At 68.8% G+C, this 15,654-nt stretch carries 18 protein-coding genes; 9 read left to right on the top strand and 9 right to left on the bottom strand.

The features are described from left to right. The first annotated feature begins 37 nt into the window (after positions 1-37). Entirely contained in the window at positions 38-922 is an 885-nt protein-coding gene (locus AC5RVV_RS09600) for a DUF4261 domain-containing protein (protein ID WP_494001089.1), read from the top strand. A gap of 13 nt (positions 923-935) precedes the next feature. Here the strand turns inward: AC5RVV_RS09600 and AC5RVV_RS09595 are convergent, their stop codons facing one another. Continuing rightward, positions 936-1,484, bottom strand: a complete 549-nt coding sequence (locus tag AC5RVV_RS09595) for a CGNR zinc finger domain-containing protein (RefSeq protein WP_494001088.1) — start codon at positions 1,482-1,484, stop codon at positions 936-938. Positions 1,485-1,591: 107 nt separating this feature from the next. On the opposite strand from AC5RVV_RS09595, the gene AC5RVV_RS09590 reads away from it, so the two are divergent. Continuing rightward, the gene (locus AC5RVV_RS09590; RefSeq protein WP_494001087.1) at positions 1,592-2,596 is read left to right on the top strand and encodes an EamA family transporter; all 1,005 of its coding nucleotides are present in this window, start codon (positions 1,592-1,594) and stop codon (positions 2,594-2,596) included. Here AC5RVV_RS09590 and AC5RVV_RS09585 read toward each other — a convergent pair. Continuing rightward, positions 2,580-3,257 (bottom strand): NADPH-dependent F420 reductase, encoded by a 678-nt coding sequence (locus AC5RVV_RS09585; RefSeq protein ID WP_494001086.1) that lies wholly within the window; start codon positions 3,255-3,257, stop codon positions 2,580-2,582. The genes AC5RVV_RS09590 and AC5RVV_RS09585 overlap by 17 nt on opposite strands. Before the next feature lie 191 nt (positions 3,258-3,448). Here AC5RVV_RS09585 and AC5RVV_RS09580 point away from each other — a divergent pair, with 191 nt between their 5' ends. Next, complete coding sequence (locus AC5RVV_RS09580) at positions 3,449-3,724, top strand: DUF2277 domain-containing protein (RefSeq protein WP_494001085.1); 276 nt, start codon at positions 3,449-3,451, stop codon at positions 3,722-3,724. An 83-nt stretch (positions 3,725-3,807) separates the two neighbouring features. Here the strand turns inward: AC5RVV_RS09580 and AC5RVV_RS09575 are convergent, their stop codons facing one another. From AC5RVV_RS09575 to AC5RVV_RS09560, 4 genes are all read right to left on the bottom strand, one after another. Then, complete coding sequence (locus AC5RVV_RS09575; protein ID WP_494001084.1) at positions 3,808-6,264, bottom strand: heavy metal translocating P-type ATPase; 2,457 nt, start codon at positions 6,262-6,264, stop codon at positions 3,808-3,810. Between the two features lie 140 nt (positions 6,265-6,404). Further along, a complete protein-coding gene (locus tag AC5RVV_RS09570) occupies positions 6,405-6,629 on the bottom strand; it encodes a heavy-metal-associated domain-containing protein (RefSeq protein ID WP_494001083.1) in 225 nt (74 codons plus the stop codon). Positions 6,630-6,663: 34 nt separating this feature from the next. After that, entirely contained in the window at positions 6,664-7,020 is a 357-nt protein-coding gene (locus tag AC5RVV_RS09565; RefSeq protein ID WP_494001082.1) for a metal-sensitive transcriptional regulator, read from the bottom strand. Positions 7,021-7,099: 79 nt separating this feature from the next. Then, positions 7,100-8,605 (bottom strand): MFS transporter, encoded by a 1,506-nt coding sequence (locus AC5RVV_RS09560; RefSeq protein WP_494001081.1) that lies wholly within the window; start codon positions 8,603-8,605, stop codon positions 7,100-7,102. Between the two features lie 103 nt (positions 8,606-8,708). Between AC5RVV_RS09560 and AC5RVV_RS09555 the strand changes: the two genes are divergently transcribed. The 3 genes from AC5RVV_RS09555 (at position 8,709) to AC5RVV_RS09545 (ending at position 11,404) form a co-directional block, all read left to right on the top strand. After that, the gene (locus tag AC5RVV_RS09555) at positions 8,709-9,248 is read left to right on the top strand and encodes a TetR/AcrR family transcriptional regulator (RefSeq protein WP_494001080.1); all 540 of its coding nucleotides are present in this window, start codon (positions 8,709-8,711) and stop codon (positions 9,246-9,248) included. A gap of 69 nt (positions 9,249-9,317) precedes the next feature. Continuing rightward, positions 9,318-9,806 (top strand): DUF4190 domain-containing protein, encoded by a 489-nt coding sequence (locus tag AC5RVV_RS09550; RefSeq protein WP_494001079.1) that lies wholly within the window; start codon positions 9,318-9,320, stop codon positions 9,804-9,806. Between the two features lie 107 nt (positions 9,807-9,913). After that, positions 9,914-11,404 carry an MFS transporter gene (locus tag AC5RVV_RS09545; protein WP_494001078.1) on the top strand — a complete coding sequence of 497 codons (1,491 nt, stop codon included), beginning with the start codon at positions 9,914-9,916 and terminating at the stop codon, positions 11,402-11,404. Between the two features lie 68 nt (positions 11,405-11,472). Here AC5RVV_RS09545 and AC5RVV_RS09540 read toward each other — a convergent pair whose 3' ends face one another. Next, entirely contained in the window at positions 11,473-11,913 is a 441-nt protein-coding gene (locus AC5RVV_RS09540; protein WP_494001077.1) for an arsenate-mycothiol transferase ArsC, read from the bottom strand. 214 nt (positions 11,914-12,127) lie between these two features. Continuing rightward, positions 12,128-12,583 (bottom strand): VOC family protein, encoded by a 456-nt coding sequence (locus AC5RVV_RS09535; protein WP_494001076.1) that lies wholly within the window; start codon positions 12,581-12,583, stop codon positions 12,128-12,130. A 213-nt stretch (positions 12,584-12,796) separates the two neighbouring features. Here AC5RVV_RS09535 and AC5RVV_RS09530 point away from each other — a divergent pair, with 213 nt between their 5' ends. The 3 genes from AC5RVV_RS09530 to AC5RVV_RS09520 all read left to right on the top strand — a co-directional run bounded on the left by AC5RVV_RS09530 (position 12,797) and on the right by AC5RVV_RS09520 (position 14,766). Next, positions 12,797-13,000: a hypothetical protein gene (locus AC5RVV_RS09530; RefSeq protein WP_494001075.1), complete on the top strand. Its 204-nt coding sequence runs from the start codon at positions 12,797-12,799 to the stop codon at positions 12,998-13,000. Positions 13,001-13,108: 108 nt separating this feature from the next. Further along, positions 13,109-13,543, top strand: coding sequence for a universal stress protein (locus AC5RVV_RS09525; protein ID WP_494001074.1), 435 nt, complete (start codon positions 13,109-13,111; stop codon positions 13,541-13,543). 62 nt (positions 13,544-13,605) lie between these two features. Continuing rightward, a complete protein-coding gene (locus AC5RVV_RS09520) occupies positions 13,606-14,766 on the top strand; it encodes an aminotransferase class I/II-fold pyridoxal phosphate-dependent enzyme (protein ID WP_494001320.1) in 1,161 nt (386 codons plus the stop codon). Between the two features lie 130 nt (positions 14,767-14,896). On the opposite strand, the gene AC5RVV_RS09515 is transcribed toward AC5RVV_RS09520, so the two are convergent. Further along, positions 14,897-15,637 (bottom strand): alpha/beta fold hydrolase, encoded by a 741-nt coding sequence (locus tag AC5RVV_RS09515; RefSeq protein WP_494001073.1) that lies wholly within the window; start codon positions 15,635-15,637, stop codon positions 14,897-14,899. Positions 15,638-15,654: the final 17 nt, after the last annotated feature.

The following is a 15,654-nucleotide window of genomic DNA, read 5'->3' as shown; positions in this document are numbered from 1 at the left end:
TGGCGCCGGCCCGGCCGGACCCGACGAGCATGGCAGCATGACTTCCGGCCAGCCTTCCCCGCACCTGCCCGTCCCGGCAGATCCCGGCGACACCGCGGCGACCGGCGGCGGACAACCGCCCGAGGCCAAGACCACGGTGGCCGCGGAGCTGTGGTACCGGTCGGATCCCCTGCTCTTCAGTGAGGAACTCCAGTCGCGGTTGGCGGAGGAATTCCCCGGCGCCTCCTTTTCCGACGGCGTAGCCCTGCTGCCGCACGCCGCGCACTCCTTCGACATCAACGGCGTCTCCGGTGTGAAAACGATCCGGCTGAGCACCGGAGTGGCCGTTCCCCGCGGGCCGCTGTCCGCGGCCGAGGCGCTGGCGGCAACCCCCGCGGACCAAAGCTGGTCCTGGCCGGACGCCGAGCAGCAGGTTCCCGGCTGCACGCACCGCATCCTGGTCACGGAGGTGGTGGCCAGCGGCTTCGAACCCAAGCCGCGGGTCGAGTCTTTCCAGCGGGTGCTGCGCCTGCTGGCCGCCGAGACGCGGCCGGCGGCGGTCCGGTGGCTGCACAACTCGCACTGGCGGGACCCCCTGGAGCTTGAGGCGGCCCACCCGCTGGCGGGCCCGGTGAACATGCGGTTCTTCCTGGTCAGCAACGACGAGGGCGCCATGGTGGTGGACAGCCTGGGCATGTACCAGCTGGGCCTGCCGGACGTGCAGGTGCACTTCCGCGACAAGGATCCGAACCAGATGGTGGAACTGGCCTTCAACGTGGCAGCGTACCTTTACGAACACGGGCCGGTCATCGAATCCAACAGCCGGCTGAACGGCCCGGACGACCTGGTGTTCACCGCCAGCTGGGAAGATTCGCTGCTGCCGCCGCTGCGGACGGTCATCGACCTCGATCCCGGCCCGCCCTACTCCGCCGGCAGCCGCTAGTACCGTCCTCCGGTCAACCGTTGGCGGCCGACTTGCGGGCCCGATAGGCGGCCACGTGTGTGCGGTTGGCGCAGTTGCCGGTATCGCAAAAACGCTTCGACCGGTTCTTCGACAGGTCCACCAGCACCGCGGTGCAGTCGTCCGCGGCGCAGATCCGCAGCCGGTCCAGCTGCTTCTCGCGGATCACGTCCACCAGCGCCATCGCCGCCTCCACGGCCATGCGGACCTCCAGCGGCGCGTCCGGGCTGGTGGCATGCAGGTGGTAGTCCCACTGGTCGTGTTTGACCAGCTGCGGGATGGCGCCGGCGTCGGCCAAGATCGTATTGACAACGACGACGGCGCGGTCCTCCGTCGCGGACCAGACCTCCTTGAGCACGGGGCGCAGGGCGCGGACCGCCTCCAGCTCCGCCGTCGTATGCGTGCGCGAGCCGGTGAAGCCGAAGTCCGCCACGAGGGCATCGAGATCCGCTACGCTGGCGAGGGTGTCCGGGAAGACCTCGGCCGTATTGATCAGCCGGGCCGCATCCACCAGCGAGTGCTCGGTGTCATGAGCAAAGACCACATTGACCCCTGACAGTGGCGGCGATATTGTCAGTAGTATACCGCTCATGACTCCTGACAGACCTGTTCTGCGCCGGGAGCGAACCCGCACTTCCCCAAGGATCCGTCATGGCCTCCACCGCCGCCGAACAGCGTACCCAGACAGCCCCGCCGCGCCCCGGCTCCGCCGTGGCCGGCGTCGGCATCGCCCTGGCCTCTTCGGCGATCTTCGGACTCTCGGGACCCTTCGCCAAGTCGCTTCTTGAGGCCGGCTGGACGCCGGGCTCGGCGGTGGCTGTGCGCATGGTGGCCGCGGCGCTGGTGCTGTCCCTGCCCGCCGCGTTCATGCTGCGCGGCCGGTGGGACCAACTGCGGCAAAACTGGAAGACCATCGGGCTGTTCGGGCTAATCGGCGTGGCCGGCTGCCAGCTTTTCTACTTCAATGCCGTTGCCAGCCTCTCAGTGGGGGTGGCGCTGCTGCTGGAGTTTTTGGCGCCTGTGCTGATTGTGTTGTGGCTCTGGCTGACCAGCCGCCGGCTGCCGCGGCCCGCGACCATCGCCGGTACCGTGCTTGCGGTGGCCGGCCTCATGCTCGTCCTCGACGTCTTTGGGCCGGTCAAGCTGGACGTTGCCGGCGTACTGTGGGGGCTGGGTGCCGCCGTGTGCCTGGTGGTCTACTTCTTCATCACCGCCAAGCAAAACGACTCGCTGCCGCCGCTGGTGCTGGCCGCCGGCGGCCTGCTGGTGGGCGGTGTGGCCATCGTCGTCCTGGGCGCGGTGCAGATCCTGCCGATGTCCTTCAGCACGGCCGGCGTCGAGCTGGCCGGTTGGCAGACCCAGTGGTGGGTGCCGCTGGTCGGACTGGTGCTGCTGTCCACGGTGCTGTCCTATGTCACCGGCATCATGGCCGCCCGGGCGCTCGGTACCAAGGTGGCTTCCTTCGTCTCGCTGACCGAGGTGCTCTTCGCCGTCATCTGGGCCTGGCTGCTGCTGGGCGAGCTGCCCGCGGCCATCCAGTTGGTCGGCGGGGCTCTGATCGTGGCGGGCGTGGTGCTGGTCCGGGCGGACGAGCTGCGCGGCCCTAAACCGGCGGTGAACCGGAAGTATCTCCAGCGGGCTAGCGAACGATCTTGAAGTTGAAGCGGGGCGTGCCGAGCGCGCTCCAGAGGCGGAGCCAGGCCGGCAGGAGCATTTCGGCGCCGCGGGCGGTCGTGATGTCGCCGAGGTCGATCACGTCCTGATGTCCGAAGGCCTTTAGGAGCTCGGTGACCGTATTCTTGGCGTCGGCGTCGTTGCCGGACACGAAGACCGTTCCGGGGTCGGAGAGCAGCCCGGGGCGCGCCTGGAGGTCGGCGGTGAGTGTGTTGAGGGACTTCACGACGCGCGCGGCCGGGAAGGCGCGCTGAATCTGTTCGCCGAGGGAGTCAGTGTCCTTGACGAAGAGGGTCGGGGGCATCCCGGTGCTGGGGTCCAAGGGGTTGGCGATGTCGAGCACGACTTTGCCGTCGAGGTTTTCGGCCCCGGCCTGGGTCAGCACGTCCAGGGAGGCGCTGCCGTTGGTGGCGTTGATGATCAGCTCGGCCCCGGCTGCGGCGTCGGCGAAGCGGGTGACTCCGATGCCGGGGTTATCGGCGGCCCAGACGGTGAAGGGCGGGGTACCCATGGCATCTGTCTCGGTCCTGGACAGCGTGGCTTCGGGATCGCGGGTTCCGATGGTGACGGTGTGGCCGAGCTCGGCCAGGCGGGCCGCGATGGTTTGGCCTACCCTGCCGGTTCCGAGGACTGCTGTTTTCATGATGGTCTCCTGTCCAGCTCGGGTTGCCCCGGTCGAGTGGGACTCCCTCACCACATACTGTGCTCCTTCCGAGGGTGGCGGGCCAGTGGTCGAGGAAGTCGGAGGCGGTGCCCTGCCGGGGTGGTGCGATGCCCCGGCGGGGGAGCAAACTGGAATCAGCCAGCATCCACGATCCGAACCGGAGGCCCGACATGTGCCGGAATATCCGCCAGCTCCATAACTTCGAGCCCGCCGCCACGAACGCCGAAATTGAGGCTGCCGCCTTGCAGTACGTGCGCAAGGTCAGCGGCAGCAACAAGCCGTCGAAGGCGAACGAGGAAGCTTTCAACCGGGCCGTTCACGAGATCGCACACATCACCGCCCACCTGCTCGACGACCTGGTGACCGCGGCGCCGCCGAAGAACCGTGAGGAAGAAGCCGCGAAGGCCCGTGCCCGCGCCGCCGTTCGCTACGGGGCCGCCGTCTAGGCCCGGCGCCGTGAGGCGGCCCGCGGGGAGGCTGGTGAGCCGGGAGGCTGCTGAGCCGCCTGGCGGGTTGCCGCCCCCGCCCGCTACCGTCCGAAGCGGCGCAGGCGCAGGGAGTTGGCCACCACCAGCACGGAGCTGGCGGCCATCGCGGCCCCGGCGATCATCGGGTTGAGCAGCCCGAGCGCGGCCACCGGGATCCCGAGCGTGTTGTAGGCGAAGGCCCAGAACAGGTTCGACTTGATGGTGGAGAGCGTCCGGCGGCTGAGCTCGATGGACTGCACCACCTGGCCGAGGTCGCTGCCCATCACGGTCAGGTCCGCGGCCTCGATCGCCACGTCGGTTCCGGCGCCCATGGCGATGCCCAGGTCGGCCTGGGCCAGCGCGGCGGCGTCGTTCACGCCGTCGCCCACCATTGCCACCGTCTTGCCCTCGTCCTGCAGCCGCTTGATCGCGGCCACCTTCTCCTCGGGGAGTACGTCGGCGAAGACGTCCCCGGGGGCGATGCCGACCTCGGCGGCCACCTCGGCGGCCACCGCTGCGTTGTCGCCGGTGAGCAGGATGGGGTGCAGCCCCAGGTCCTTGAACCGTGCGATGGCGGCCGCCGAGTTCTCCTTCACGGTGTCCTGCAGGCTGACTATTCCGGCGATGGTGCCGTCGACGGCGACCCAGACCGCCGTGGACCCGGCCTGCTGCTGCTCCCGCAGGGTTCGGCGGTGGGTGTCGGTGAGGGCGATACCGTTCTCGTCCATCCAGTTGTTGCGGCCGACGACGACGGTGCTCGCGCGTCCGTCGCGTTCGGTGATGGTGCCGCGGACTCCGCCGCCCGCCGTGCTGTGGAAGTCGGAGAGGGCGGGCAGCGCATCCTCGCCGGCTGTCGCGCCGGACGGCGTGGCGGTGCGGGCCGCGACCTTGCGGGCCGCTTCAACGATGGCCAGCGCGATCGGGTGTTCGGAGCCGGCCTCGACCGCGCCGGCCAGCAGCAGGACCTCGTCTTCGCCGCGGTCCGCCAGGGCCAGCACGCCCTCCACCGCTTGCCGCCCGGTGGTCACGGTGCCGGTCTTGTCCAGCACGATGGTGTCCACGTGCCGGGTGTCCTCGAGGATCTGCGGCCCCTTGATCAGGATGCCCAGCTGGGAAGCCCGGCCGGTGCCGGTGAGCAGTGCGGTAGGCGTGGCGAGCCCGAGCGCACAGGGGCAGGCAATCACCAGCACCGTCACGGCCGCGGTGAATGCCGCCTGGAGGTCGCCGGTGAAAACCATCCAGAGGATGAAAGTGACGACGGCGATGACCAGCACCACCGGGACAAAGACGGAGCTGATCCGGTCGGCCAGCCGGGCAATCGGGGCCTTGCCGGCCTGCGCCTGGCTGACCAGGCGGCCCATTTGCGCCAGCGTGGTGTCCGAGCCGACCCGGGTGGCGCGGACCAGCAGCCGGCCGGAGGTGTTGATGGTGGCACCGGTGACCGTGTCGTCCACATCCACTTCCACCGGCACGGATTCGCCGGTGAGCAGCGACGTGTCGACGGCGGAGTGCCCGTCCACCACGTAGCCGTCGGTGGGGATCTTTTCGCCCGGCCGGACCACCATGATGTCGCCCGGGACCAGGTCGGCGGCCGCCACCTTCACCTCGGCGCCGTCCCGCAGCACGGTAGCGTCCTTCGCGCCCAGGTTGAGCAGCGACTTCAGGGCGTCGCCGGCCCGCTGCTTGGCGTTGGCTTCCAGGTAGCGGCCCAGCAGCAGGAAGGTGACCACTACGACGGCCACCTCGAAGTACAGTTCGTGCTCGGACATGTTGCCGCCCACGTGTTCGGTCAGCATTGGGTCCATGACCAGCTGCCAGGCGGAGAAGAAGAAGGCGGCCAGCACGCCGAGGGACACCAGCGTGTCCATCGTGGAGGCGAAATGCCGGGCGTTGATCGCCGCGGCGCGGTGGAACGGCCAGGCCGCCCAGAACACCACCGGGATGCTGAGCGCGAATGCCACCCAGCCCCAGTGCGGGAACTGCGCGCCGGGGATCATCGAAATGATGAAGATCGGCAAGGTCAGGACGGCGGCCGTCCAGAGGCGCGGACGCAGCTGGCCGGCTGTGCCGCCGTGGGCCATGTGGTCCTCACCCTCCACGTGATCGGCGTGGGCGGCGTGCTCGCCGTCGTCACCGTGTCCGCCGCCCCCGGAGTGGTCGTGGTGGTCCTGGCCGCCGGGGCCGGTGCCGTGGTCCGCCTCCGGGTTCCCGTCGCGCCCGTGGCCCCTATCCCCGTGCCGTGGGGCGGGCGCGGAGTGCGGCTGCGGCTTCACCCGGGCCTTGTAGCCGGTGGCCTTCACCGTGTCCACCAGCTGCTGGTTCGTGACGCCGTCCGGGACGAGCACGACGGCGGACTCCAGCGGAAGATTGACGCTTGCCCGGACTCCTTCGATCTTGCCGAGCTTGCGTTCCACCCGGTTCACGCAGGAGGCGCACGTCATGCCCTCGATCGCCAGTTCGACGGTTCTGGTCGGGTTCGGTTTTGCTTCAGGATCCATGGTGCCGGGATGGGAGGACATCGGTTGGTTGTCTCAATTCTGCGTGGGACGGTGCGGGGGCAGCGCGTCCGCTGGTTCGCGAAAAAAGGGGGGGCCGACGGCGGCCGGAGGGCACCGTCGTCGCACTGGCCAAAGGCCGTCTGGCCTGAAGCGATCTGGAGCTAGGCGTTCTGCGCGACGACGGTGTACCCGGCTTCGGCGACGGCCTCGCCAATCTGGGCCGGGTCAAGATCCGCCTCGGAACTGACCGTCGCCGTGGAAATTCCGCCCTTGTTGAGTTCGATGCTGACGCCGCGGACGCCGTCGAGGGCCTGCAGTTCTTCCGTGACGGCGTCCACGCAGTGGCCGCAGGTCATGCCGTCGATGCTGATGGTGGTGGTGCTCATGACTGTCTCCTTGGGGTTGGGTTCGCGGGGAAGGTCAGCGCAGCAGTCGGCCGATGGCGTCCGAGGCTTCCTTGACCTTGTCCTCGACGATTTGCGGGTCGCCGCTGAGTTCGGATTCCTTGGCGGCGCCGATGACGCAGTGTCCGATATGGTCTTCGAGCAGGCCAACGCTCACCGCGTGCAGGGCCTTGTTGACGGCGGCGACCTGGGTCAGGATGTCGATGCAGTACTTGTCGTCCTCCACCATGCGGGCGATGCCGCGGACCTGGCCCTCAACGCGCTTGAGCCGGCGCAGGTACGCTTCCTTGTCCGACGTGTAGGCGTGCCCGATGTGCTCGTCGGCGGGGGAGGTGACGGGTTCGGTTTCCGCGGGCAGTGCTGTGTGGCTCATGGCTTCCTCATTCGGTGGGCTACGCCACCAATCTATACCCCCTAGGGGTATCACGCAAGGGCGCCGGCTGGGCCGCGAGTCACTGGTGCTGCGGGACGCGCAGCGTTCGGAAGGCGAGCCAGGCTGCCGCGACCATGAGAACCGCGGCCAGCCCGGCGGTGACGGTCACACCGCTGTCGAAAGCATGGACCGCGGAATCCAGCAGGGCGGTCCCGGTGCGTTCGGGCAACTGACCGGCGACGGTGATGGCGCCGCCGAGGGTCTCGCCGGCGGCATGCTGCTGTTCGGCGTCCAGCCCGGCGGGCAGGGCGATGTTCCGCCGGTAGGCACCGACCAGAATGCTGCCGAGCACGGCGGTCCCGAAGACAGAGCCCACTTCGTAGGCCGTCTCCGACACGGCGGAGGCGGCGCCGGCCTTGGCCGCGGGGACGCTGGACAAAATGAGGTCGTTCGAGAGCGTCTCGGAGGCGCCGACCCCGGCACCGAGCAGCGCGAAGGCCGCCATCAGGGTCACCGCCGAGGCGTCCGGGGACGACGCCACCAGGGCGTAGGCCGCCGCGGACAGCAACAGGGCGCAGGCCACGAGCCGGTGCGGGGCAATCCGGCGCACCAGCGGCACCGCGAGCAGGCCGGCCGTGATGGTGACCGCCAGGCCGGGCAGCAGTACCAGGCCGGCCCGCAGCGGGCTGAGTCCGAGGACCAACTGGAGATGCTGGGAGACGAAGTACAGGAAGCCGACCAGGGAGAACACGGCCAACAGGTTGACCAGCACGGCGCCGGTGAATGGGCGGTGGCGGAACAGCCGGACATCCAGCATCGGGTTCGCGCGGACCAGCTGGCGGCGGACGAACAGCCAGCCGGCCAGGATGCCGAGGGTGAACGTTGCTGCCGCAACGGCGGGATTTCCGCCGCCGGCCAGCTGCTTGATGGCGTATACCACGGGGAGCAGGGCGGCGACGGAGAGCAGGATGCTGGCCGCATCGATAGGGCCGGGCTCGGGATCGCGCGACTCGGGCACGAACGCCGGCGTCAGCACCAGCATGGGCAGCAGCATGGGGACCGCGAGCAGAAAGACCGAACCCCACCAGAAGTGCTCCAGCAGCAGGCCGCCCAGCAGCGGGCCGAGGGCGGCGCCGGCGGAGAAGCCGGCGGCCCAGATGGCGATCGCCAGGCGCCGCTGCGCCCGGTCCGTGAAGATGTTCCGGATCAGGGACAGGGTGGCCGGCATCAGCATGGCCCCGAAGATGCCCAGGCCGGCGCGTGCGGCAACCAGCAGTTCGGCGCTGGGGGAGAACGCGGCCAGCGCGGACAGTGCGGCGAAACCGGCCGCGCCGATCATCAGCATCCGGCGCCTGCCAAACCGGTCGCCCAGGCTGCCCATGGCCACCAGCAGGCCGGCAAGTACCAGGGGGTAGATGTCGATGATCCACAGGAGGGTGGTGCCGCTGGTGCTGAACGCCAGGGAAATCGCGGGCAGCGCGAAGCTGAGCACCGTGTTGTCGACGGCGACCAGCAGGACGGGAAGCATCAAGACCGCCAGGGCGGTCCATTCTCGGCGCCCGGCGCGCTGGGTGACGGTAAGCATGGTGGGTCTTTCGGAATCGGGGAAGTCGGATCTACTGTACCGTCTGGACGGTTTACCTGCAAAGCGGCAGCTCCGCGGGCGGGGGGAGTCCTAGGATGGGTGAATGGCCAGTGCGAGAGACCGGATCCTCGACAACTTCGAGGACATCCTGATCAAAGAGGGCGAGCGAGCCGCCACGATGGACGCCGTCGCGGCGGCGGCCGGGGTGTCGAAGGGCGGGCTGCTGTACCACTTTCCGTCCAAGGAGGCGATGGTGGACGCCCTGTGCGAGCGGCTCTCCGCGCTGACCGCCGCCGACGCGGAGCAGATCATCAGTGCCCCGGAAGGAGCGGCCCGCTACTACGTGCGCACGTCCAGGTTCGTCGATTCGCCGCTGGACCGGGCCATCGTGGCCGTGGCGCGCCTGGTCCAGCAAGGCCACCCGTCCGCGGCGAGGACCTTTGCCGGGATCCAGGAACTCTGGCTGGATGCCTTGGAGCAGGCGCTTGGCAGCCGGCCGCTGGCGCAGGCCGTGAAGCTGATCGGCGACGGCCTCTACTACAGCGCGACCTTCTTCTCGCCGGATGCGCAGCAATACCAATTGGCCGACGGCGAGATGGACGCCTTGCTGGAACAGGTCGACACGCTGGTGGGCCGGGGCTGATCCGCGGCCGCCGGACATAGGGTGTTCGTGGGGACGATAAATCGTTTACGCACCGATGAGAGGAACCACATGTCTACTCCCACTGGCCACGGGGAGCATCCCGAGCCCGCGGCTTCCCAGCAGCCGCCGTCCACGCAGGGCGCCTACCCCGCCTACCCCGCCCACCCGCAACAGGACGCCTACCCCGCCTACCCGCAACAGGGCGCCGGCCAGGCATACCAGCAACCAAACGAGCCTTACGGGTACCCGGGACAGCCCGGTCCCGGGCAACCCGTTCCCGGCAGGACCATGGGGATCGTCGGCTTTATCCTGTCCCTGCTCGGACCGCTGACGGTGGCCGGGCTGATCGTCAGCATCATCGGCATGGTGCAGTCCAAGCGCGCGGGTGCCAAAAACGGCTTTGCGCTCGCCGGCATCATCATCGGCGCCGTGGGCACGGTGCTGCTGATGCTGTTCATCATCATCGCGCTGGCAGGCGTCGGTTACCTCATGGAAGCCTGTGGCGAGCTGGGACCGGGCACGCACGTCGTGGACGGCGTCACCTACACCTGCAGTTAGTCACCTGCACCTGTAGTTACCCCGCCACATTCCGGTGCCGGGAGTTGGCACGGTTGAGCAAAATTTTGCCGTGACCGTGCCTGGGCCTGGTCAGTACACTGGGACGCATGACCGAGCAGGAACCGGGATTTACCGGGGCCCCGGCTCATCAGGAGGGTGCGGGTCTTACCGCGGGGGCGGCCGGTGCTTCGGTGCCGATCGGGGACGGTGAAGCACCGAACCTCGTCGATCCAGCCGCAGTCGACACGACCGTGCGCAGCACTGCACAGCGGTACCGCACGTTCAGGGGAATCCTGGTGAATACGGCCCTGGCCAACATCACCACCAGCTACCTGTGGTTCGCGTTGACGTTTTGGGTGTATTTGGAGACGCGCAACGTGATCGCCACCGGGGTGATCGGCGGGGCATACATGCTGCTGATTGCGCTTTCCAGCATCAGCTTCGGCACGTTCGTGGACCGCTACCGCAAGCTGGCCGTGATGCGCTTCGCCGCCGTATTCACCTTGGCGATGTTCCTTCTGTCCGGGGCCATGTTCCTGCTGACCCCGCAGGCCTGGCTTTTGGACCTCACCCGGCCGTGGTTCTGGGTCTTCTCCCTGATCATTCTGATCGGCGCGGTGGTGGAGAACATGCGCAACATTGCCCTCTCCACCACGGTGACCATCCTCGTCGACCCGGAGCGGCGGGCCAATGCCAACGGTCTTGTGGGCATGGTGCAGGGCCTGGCGTTCATCGTTACCTCGGTGCTATCGGGGCTGTCGGTCGGCCTGCTCGGTATGGGCGGGACGATCGCGGTCTCCTTGGTGCTCACGGCGCTCGCCTTCCTGCACCTGCTCACCCTGCGCATGCCGGAGGAGGTGCGCGCGGCCGCCACGGACGCTCGCGGCAGCTTCGACGTGCGCGGTTCCGTCGCCGCCGTGCTGGCCATCGCCGGACTGTTCGCGCTGATCCTGTTCTCCACCTTCAACAATTTCATCGGCGGGGTTTACATGGCGCTCATGGATCCCTACGGGCTGGAACTGTTCCCCGTGGAACTGTGGGGCGCGTACCTCGCGCTCGGCTCCACCGGATTCATCGTGGGCGGCGCGGTGATCGGCAAGTTCGGGCTCGGGCGTAATCCGCTGCGCACCATGCTCATCGCGGTGATCGTGATGGGGGCCATCGGCGCGGTGTTCACAATTCGCGAGTGGGCCTGGCTGTACATTGCCGGGATCTGGCTCTACCTGGCGCTGGTGCCTCTCGTGGAGGCCGCCGAGCAGACGGTCATCCAGCAGGTGGTTCCGCTGCAGCGGCAGGGCAGGGTGTTCGGATTCGCCATGGCCTTCGAATCCGCGGCTGCGCCGGTCACCGCGTTCCTTATCGCGCCGATCGCGCAAGTCTGGATCATCCCGTACGCGCGCTCGGGTGACGGCGCCGCCACCCTCGCACCGCTCCTGGGCGAGGGCACGTCCCGCGGCATCGCCCTGGTGTTTCTCGTGGCCGGGATCGTCATGATCGTGGCCGCCCTGCTGGCCTTCCTGACCCCGGTCTATCGTCGGATCTCGGCCTCGTACGCCGAGGCGGCGAGTGAGGCGCCTGCCGAGGCGCCGGGGACCTGAGCCCGGCCGAGGAAAGGCTCCGGCATCCAGCCTGACGTCCCCGTGCGGGCTCTACTGCCCTGCGTGCTCTACTGCGCGTCCGGGTGCAGGGCCGGCTGCAGTTCTGATAGCAAGTGCTGGACCCGGTGCTTGATGTCGTCACGGATCGCCCGCACGCCGGCAGCGTCCCGGCCTGCGGGGTCGTCCACGTCCCAGTCTTCATAGCGCCGGCCGGGGACCACCGGGCATTCGTCGCCGGAACCCAACGTGACCACCATCTGCGCCTTGTTGACCGATTCGTGGGTGACTGCCGTGGGACGCACGGCGGACAGGTCGATGCCCTCTTCGGCCATGGCCTCGACGACGGCGGCGTCCAGCCGTCCCCTTGGCCGGGTTCCGGCCGACCGGGCCTCGATGCCGCCCTCGGCGAGCTGGGAGAGGTAGGCGGCGGCCATCTGTGAGCGGCCGGCATCCCGCACGCCCACGAACAGGACGGTCGGGCGGGTGGTGCCCGTTGTTGAGGCTGTCATGGCGGACCTCCGCGTCGATCGGCTCCCGGCCCGCTGCCCGTGCCGGCTGCTTCTCTTCACTGTGCCAGAACTTCGAGCCGACCCATAGGTTCGCCGGGCAAGAAAGCCGAGCGCCGGCAGCGGGAGCCAACCGCCGGTCCCGGGAACTCCCGGGGTCGCATCCAGGCATTTTCGGGATGCGGCCGGCCGGCAGGGCAACCGGGCCGCGCAGAAGCTACTGTGCCCCGTCGGCGTTGCCCGCCGCGGCGTTCTGCTCCGCGACTGCCTGCATCGCCTCCGGTGACATGTGCATAATCTCCCAGACGTGTCCGTCCGGGTCCGCAATGGCGGCCCCGTACATGCCCGGCATCTCTTCTTCCGCCGGCCGGTAGATGGTGCCGCCGCCCGACCTCGCGTTGGCCACGAACCGGTCCACCTCCTCGGGCGACTCGGCGCTGAGGGCCACCAGCACTTCCTTGGCAGCCGAGCCCAGATGCGGAGTGCCGTTCCGGAGGAACTTGCCGAAATGCTCCTGGGTCAGCAGCATCACCACGATTGTGTCGGAAATGACCACCGACGAGGCATCCGGCGAGGAGAAGTCCGGATTCAGCGTATAACCCAGACCGGTGTAGAAGTCCGTGGCCTTCTTCAGGTCGCTGACGGGCAAGTTGATGAAAACCATGCGGTCCATTGGCTGTTCCTTCCAGGCGGGCCCGCGGCCGGCGCGGCGCAACGGGAGTGCGGACGAGGTCCACTGTGGCACTCCGGCCGGTACGAGCCAACAGCTACCGGCAGAGGTAGTTGTCGCCGCTGCCGGCGGCACCCGCGTGCAGGCCTCACTTGTCCGCGGGAAACCACAGACCTACGGTGGAAGTAGTAGCGGCGAGGCACAAGGAGGCGCGAGATGGCGGAATTGCGGATTGAACAGTGGTGGCTGAAGCTGCCAACCGGCCACAAGCAGTGGTTCCGGGAAAACCTGAGGGCAGACGTCGTGGACGCAGATGCGGCGGCGGCGGTCTACGAGGCGGGCGGCCCGGACCTGAAGGAAGCAACGCTGCCGGAAGAAGATTGGGAGTTCATCGAGACCCAGTCGGAGTTCGTGGACTGATAACGACGACGGCGACCCGCGGCTCCCGGCGGATCGCCCACGCGGCGGGTAAGTTGGTGTGAAACGGCCCACGTGGCCGCCAGACGACGTGCTCGAAGGGGTGGCCCGATGGCCGGAATCATCATCGTAGGAGTAGACGGCAGCGATACCGCCATGAAGGCGGCGCGCACCGCGGCTAAACTCGCCGCGTCGATGGGCGCCGAGCTCCGGGTGGTTACCGCCCACGAATCCGATGCGACCGAAGTCGTGGAGATCGGCAACGACAAGTGGTTCATCCACGAGTCGGAGCGGGCCGAGAAGGTAGCCAGGGACGTCGCGGCAGAACTGGGCGCGGAGGGCCTGAGGACCAGCTACACGGCGGTGCTCGGCAAGCCCCAAGACGCGCTGGTGGCAGAGGCGGAACGCGTCAACGCCCGCCTGATCGTGGTCGGCAACGTGGGCATGCAGGGGCTGGGCCGGGTGCTCGGCAGCGTGGCCAGTTCCGTGACCCACAAGGCCGCCTGCGACGTCTACATCGCCAAGACCGCCGGTACCGCCGGCTGATTCTGAGGATCGTGAACGAACTGCAGGTGGCCGGCCGTTCCCAGGTGCCGCCGTTCCAAGTGATGAGCATCCTAGACCGGGTCGCGCAGATGCGCGCTGCCGGCCGGGACGTGGTGTCGTTGTGCGCGGGGGAACCTGCGGGCGGCGCCCCGCGGGCAGTGTCCGAGCGGGCCGCCGAGATCCACGCCTCCGGCCGGCCGCTGACCTACACCAGCGCGCTTGGCATCCAGGAGCTGAGGGCAGCGATCGCGGGCCACTACCGGCGCTGGTACGGGTTGGACGTGGCGGCGGAGGAAGTGGCCGTGACCACGGGGTCATCCGGGGCCTTCATGTTGGCGTTCCTGAGCGCGTTCAATGCGGGCGACCGGGTGGCGCTGGCGCGGCCGGGCTATCCGGCCTACCGGAACATTCTGCGAGCGCTCGGCTGCGAGGTGGTGGAGATCGACTGCGGTCCGGAAGCCCGCTACCAGCCGACGCCGGAACTGCTGGCCGCAGCGGCGGCGGCCCATGGGCCGCTGGCCGGCCTCGTGCTGGCGTCGCCGGCCAACCCCACCGGCACCATGGTGTCGCGGAGCGAGCTCGCCGCGCTCACGGCCTGGTGCGCCGAGCATGGGGTTCGCCTGGTCAGCGACGAGATCTACCAGGGCATCACGTATCCGGCCGATCCCGCGGAACCGGATGCCCGCGGAACCTGCGCCTGGGAACTGGACCGCACCGCCGTCGTTATTTCTTCCTTCTCCAAGTACTGGGGGATGACGGGGTGGCGGCTGGGCTGGGCGCTGATGCCGCGCGACCTCGCGCCGGCCTTCGATGCGCTCGCCGGAAACGTGGCGCTGTGCCCGCCGGCCCCGGCCCAGCTGGCGGCACTGGCGGCGTTCGAGGCGGACTCCTACAGGGAGGCGGAGGCCGCGGTGGCCGCGTTCGCCGAGGTGCGCGCCCTGTTGCTGCAGAACCTGAGCCGGCTCGAGTGGGGGAGCGCGGCACCGGCCGACGGGGCCTTCTACCTGTACGCCGACCTCGGGCGGCAGTTGGAGGGCTTCGCCGATTCGGCCGAATACTGCCGGGCGCTCCTGGAGGAAGAGGGCGTGGCACTGGTCCCCGGCGCCGACTTCGATGCCGTCAACGGCACCCGCTCCGTCCGGCTGTCCTTTGCCGCCGGTGCCGACGCCGTGGCCACGGCCATCGAGCGCATTGTGCGCTTCCAGGAGGGCCGGAGCCGCTAGCTCCCGGCCGGGCACGCCCAGGGCCGGCCCCTGGCTCTACTGACCGGGCACGTTGATCAAGCGTGGGAAGGGCGGCTGGCAGCCGCATGCGCCACGGATGCGGCCGACCCCTTCAGGTTGTACGTGCAGTTCAGTTGGTTCGAGAAGCCGCTGACCGGATGGCCGTGGCGAGGTCGCGGGGACGGCTCCACATAGGCCAGTGCCCCGTCGGGAGGTCAAGGACGTCGAGGTGCTCGATGTTCGCGACTTCGGCAAACATGGCATGGCCTGCGCGGGCCAGTTCCAGCACCTGCGCGCTCGGGATCGAGCAGCACACCAGGGTGGTCCGGACCGTGCGGCGGGCATCGTTCGTGAGCTCGACGGGCTGACGCAGCACGGGTCCGGGCTCAGGGACGGCCCGGGCCTGAAAACGCTCAAGGACCTCTGCGCTCAGGCCTTCGAGGCTCGCCTGCTGCGCGAGGACGTCGAGGGGCGGCAGCGGAAGCTCCTCCAACTCCTCCGGGAGGTCCGGGGCGAAGGCGCTTCCCGTCGCCACGGGGCCGGAGTCGACCCACACCACTCGATGGACAAGCTCAGGGTGACGGTCGAGGACGAGGCTGACGGGGGCGTTCGCCCCGCTGTGGGCGACGAGAGTCGCGGGCAGATCCTCGGAGACCCCGAGTTCAGTGAAGACGTCCAGGACCGCCGCGGCTTGATCGTCGAGAGTCTTCGCCGCACGCTCGGGATCGTCCCCGTCGAGACCGGGCAGCGTCATCGCGATTGCGCGGGAGCGGTCGGTCGTCAGGTGTTCAAGGACTTCATCCCACGCCCAAGCGCCCAGCCAGTGGCCGGCGATGAGAATGATGGTCGGAGTGCTCGTGGTAGTTGTCATGGCCCTACCCTCGCAGG

The organism is Arthrobacter sp. MDT2-34-1 (genome assembly GCF_059091365.1).
This window is presented reverse-complemented; position numbering and strand designations above follow the sequence as displayed.

Excerpts from the sequence above, each read along its gene's own strand:
- AC5RVV_RS09600 (WP_494001089.1), top strand. The coding sequence starts at position 38 with ATGACTTCCGGCCAGCCTTCCCCGCACCTGCCCGTCCCGGCAGATCCC.
- AC5RVV_RS09590 (WP_494001087.1), top strand. The coding sequence starts at position 1,592 with ATGGCCTCCACCGCCGCCGAACAGCGTACCCAGACAGCCCCGCCGCGC.
- AC5RVV_RS09585 (WP_494001086.1), bottom strand. The coding sequence starts at position 3,257 with ATGAAAACAGCAGTCCTCGGAACCGGCAGGGTAGGCCAAACCATCGCG.
- AC5RVV_RS09580 (WP_494001085.1), top strand. The coding sequence starts at position 3,449 with ATGTGCCGGAATATCCGCCAGCTCCATAACTTCGAGCCCGCCGCCACG.
- AC5RVV_RS09575 (WP_494001084.1), bottom strand. The coding sequence starts at position 6,264 with ATGTCCTCCCATCCCGGCACCATGGATCCTGAAGCAAAACCGAACCCG.
- AC5RVV_RS09570 (WP_494001083.1), bottom strand. The coding sequence starts at position 6,629 with ATGAGCACCACCACCATCAGCATCGACGGCATGACCTGCGGCCACTGC.
- AC5RVV_RS09565 (WP_494001082.1), bottom strand. The coding sequence starts at position 7,020 with ATGAGCCACACAGCACTGCCCGCGGAAACCGAACCCGTCACCTCCCCC.
- AC5RVV_RS09560 (WP_494001081.1), bottom strand. The coding sequence starts at position 8,605 with ATGCTTACCGTCACCCAGCGCGCCGGGCGCCGAGAATGGACCGCCCTG.
- AC5RVV_RS09555 (WP_494001080.1), top strand. The coding sequence starts at position 8,709 with ATGGCCAGTGCGAGAGACCGGATCCTCGACAACTTCGAGGACATCCTG.
- AC5RVV_RS09550 (WP_494001079.1), top strand. The coding sequence starts at position 9,318 with ATGTCTACTCCCACTGGCCACGGGGAGCATCCCGAGCCCGCGGCTTCC.
- AC5RVV_RS09545 (WP_494001078.1), top strand. The coding sequence starts at position 9,914 with ATGACCGAGCAGGAACCGGGATTTACCGGGGCCCCGGCTCATCAGGAG.
- AC5RVV_RS09540 (WP_494001077.1), bottom strand. The coding sequence starts at position 11,913 with ATGACAGCCTCAACAACGGGCACCACCCGCCCGACCGTCCTGTTCGTG.
- AC5RVV_RS09535 (WP_494001076.1), bottom strand. The coding sequence starts at position 12,583 with ATGGACCGCATGGTTTTCATCAACTTGCCCGTCAGCGACCTGAAGAAG.
- AC5RVV_RS09530 (WP_494001075.1), top strand. The coding sequence starts at position 12,797 with ATGGCGGAATTGCGGATTGAACAGTGGTGGCTGAAGCTGCCAACCGGC.
- AC5RVV_RS09525 (WP_494001074.1), top strand. The coding sequence starts at position 13,109 with ATGGCCGGAATCATCATCGTAGGAGTAGACGGCAGCGATACCGCCATG.
- AC5RVV_RS09520 (WP_494001320.1), top strand. The coding sequence starts at position 13,606 with ATGAGCATCCTAGACCGGGTCGCGCAGATGCGCGCTGCCGGCCGGGAC.
- AC5RVV_RS09515 (WP_494001073.1), bottom strand. The coding sequence starts at position 15,637 with ATGACAACTACCACGAGCACTCCGACCATCATTCTCATCGCCGGCCAC.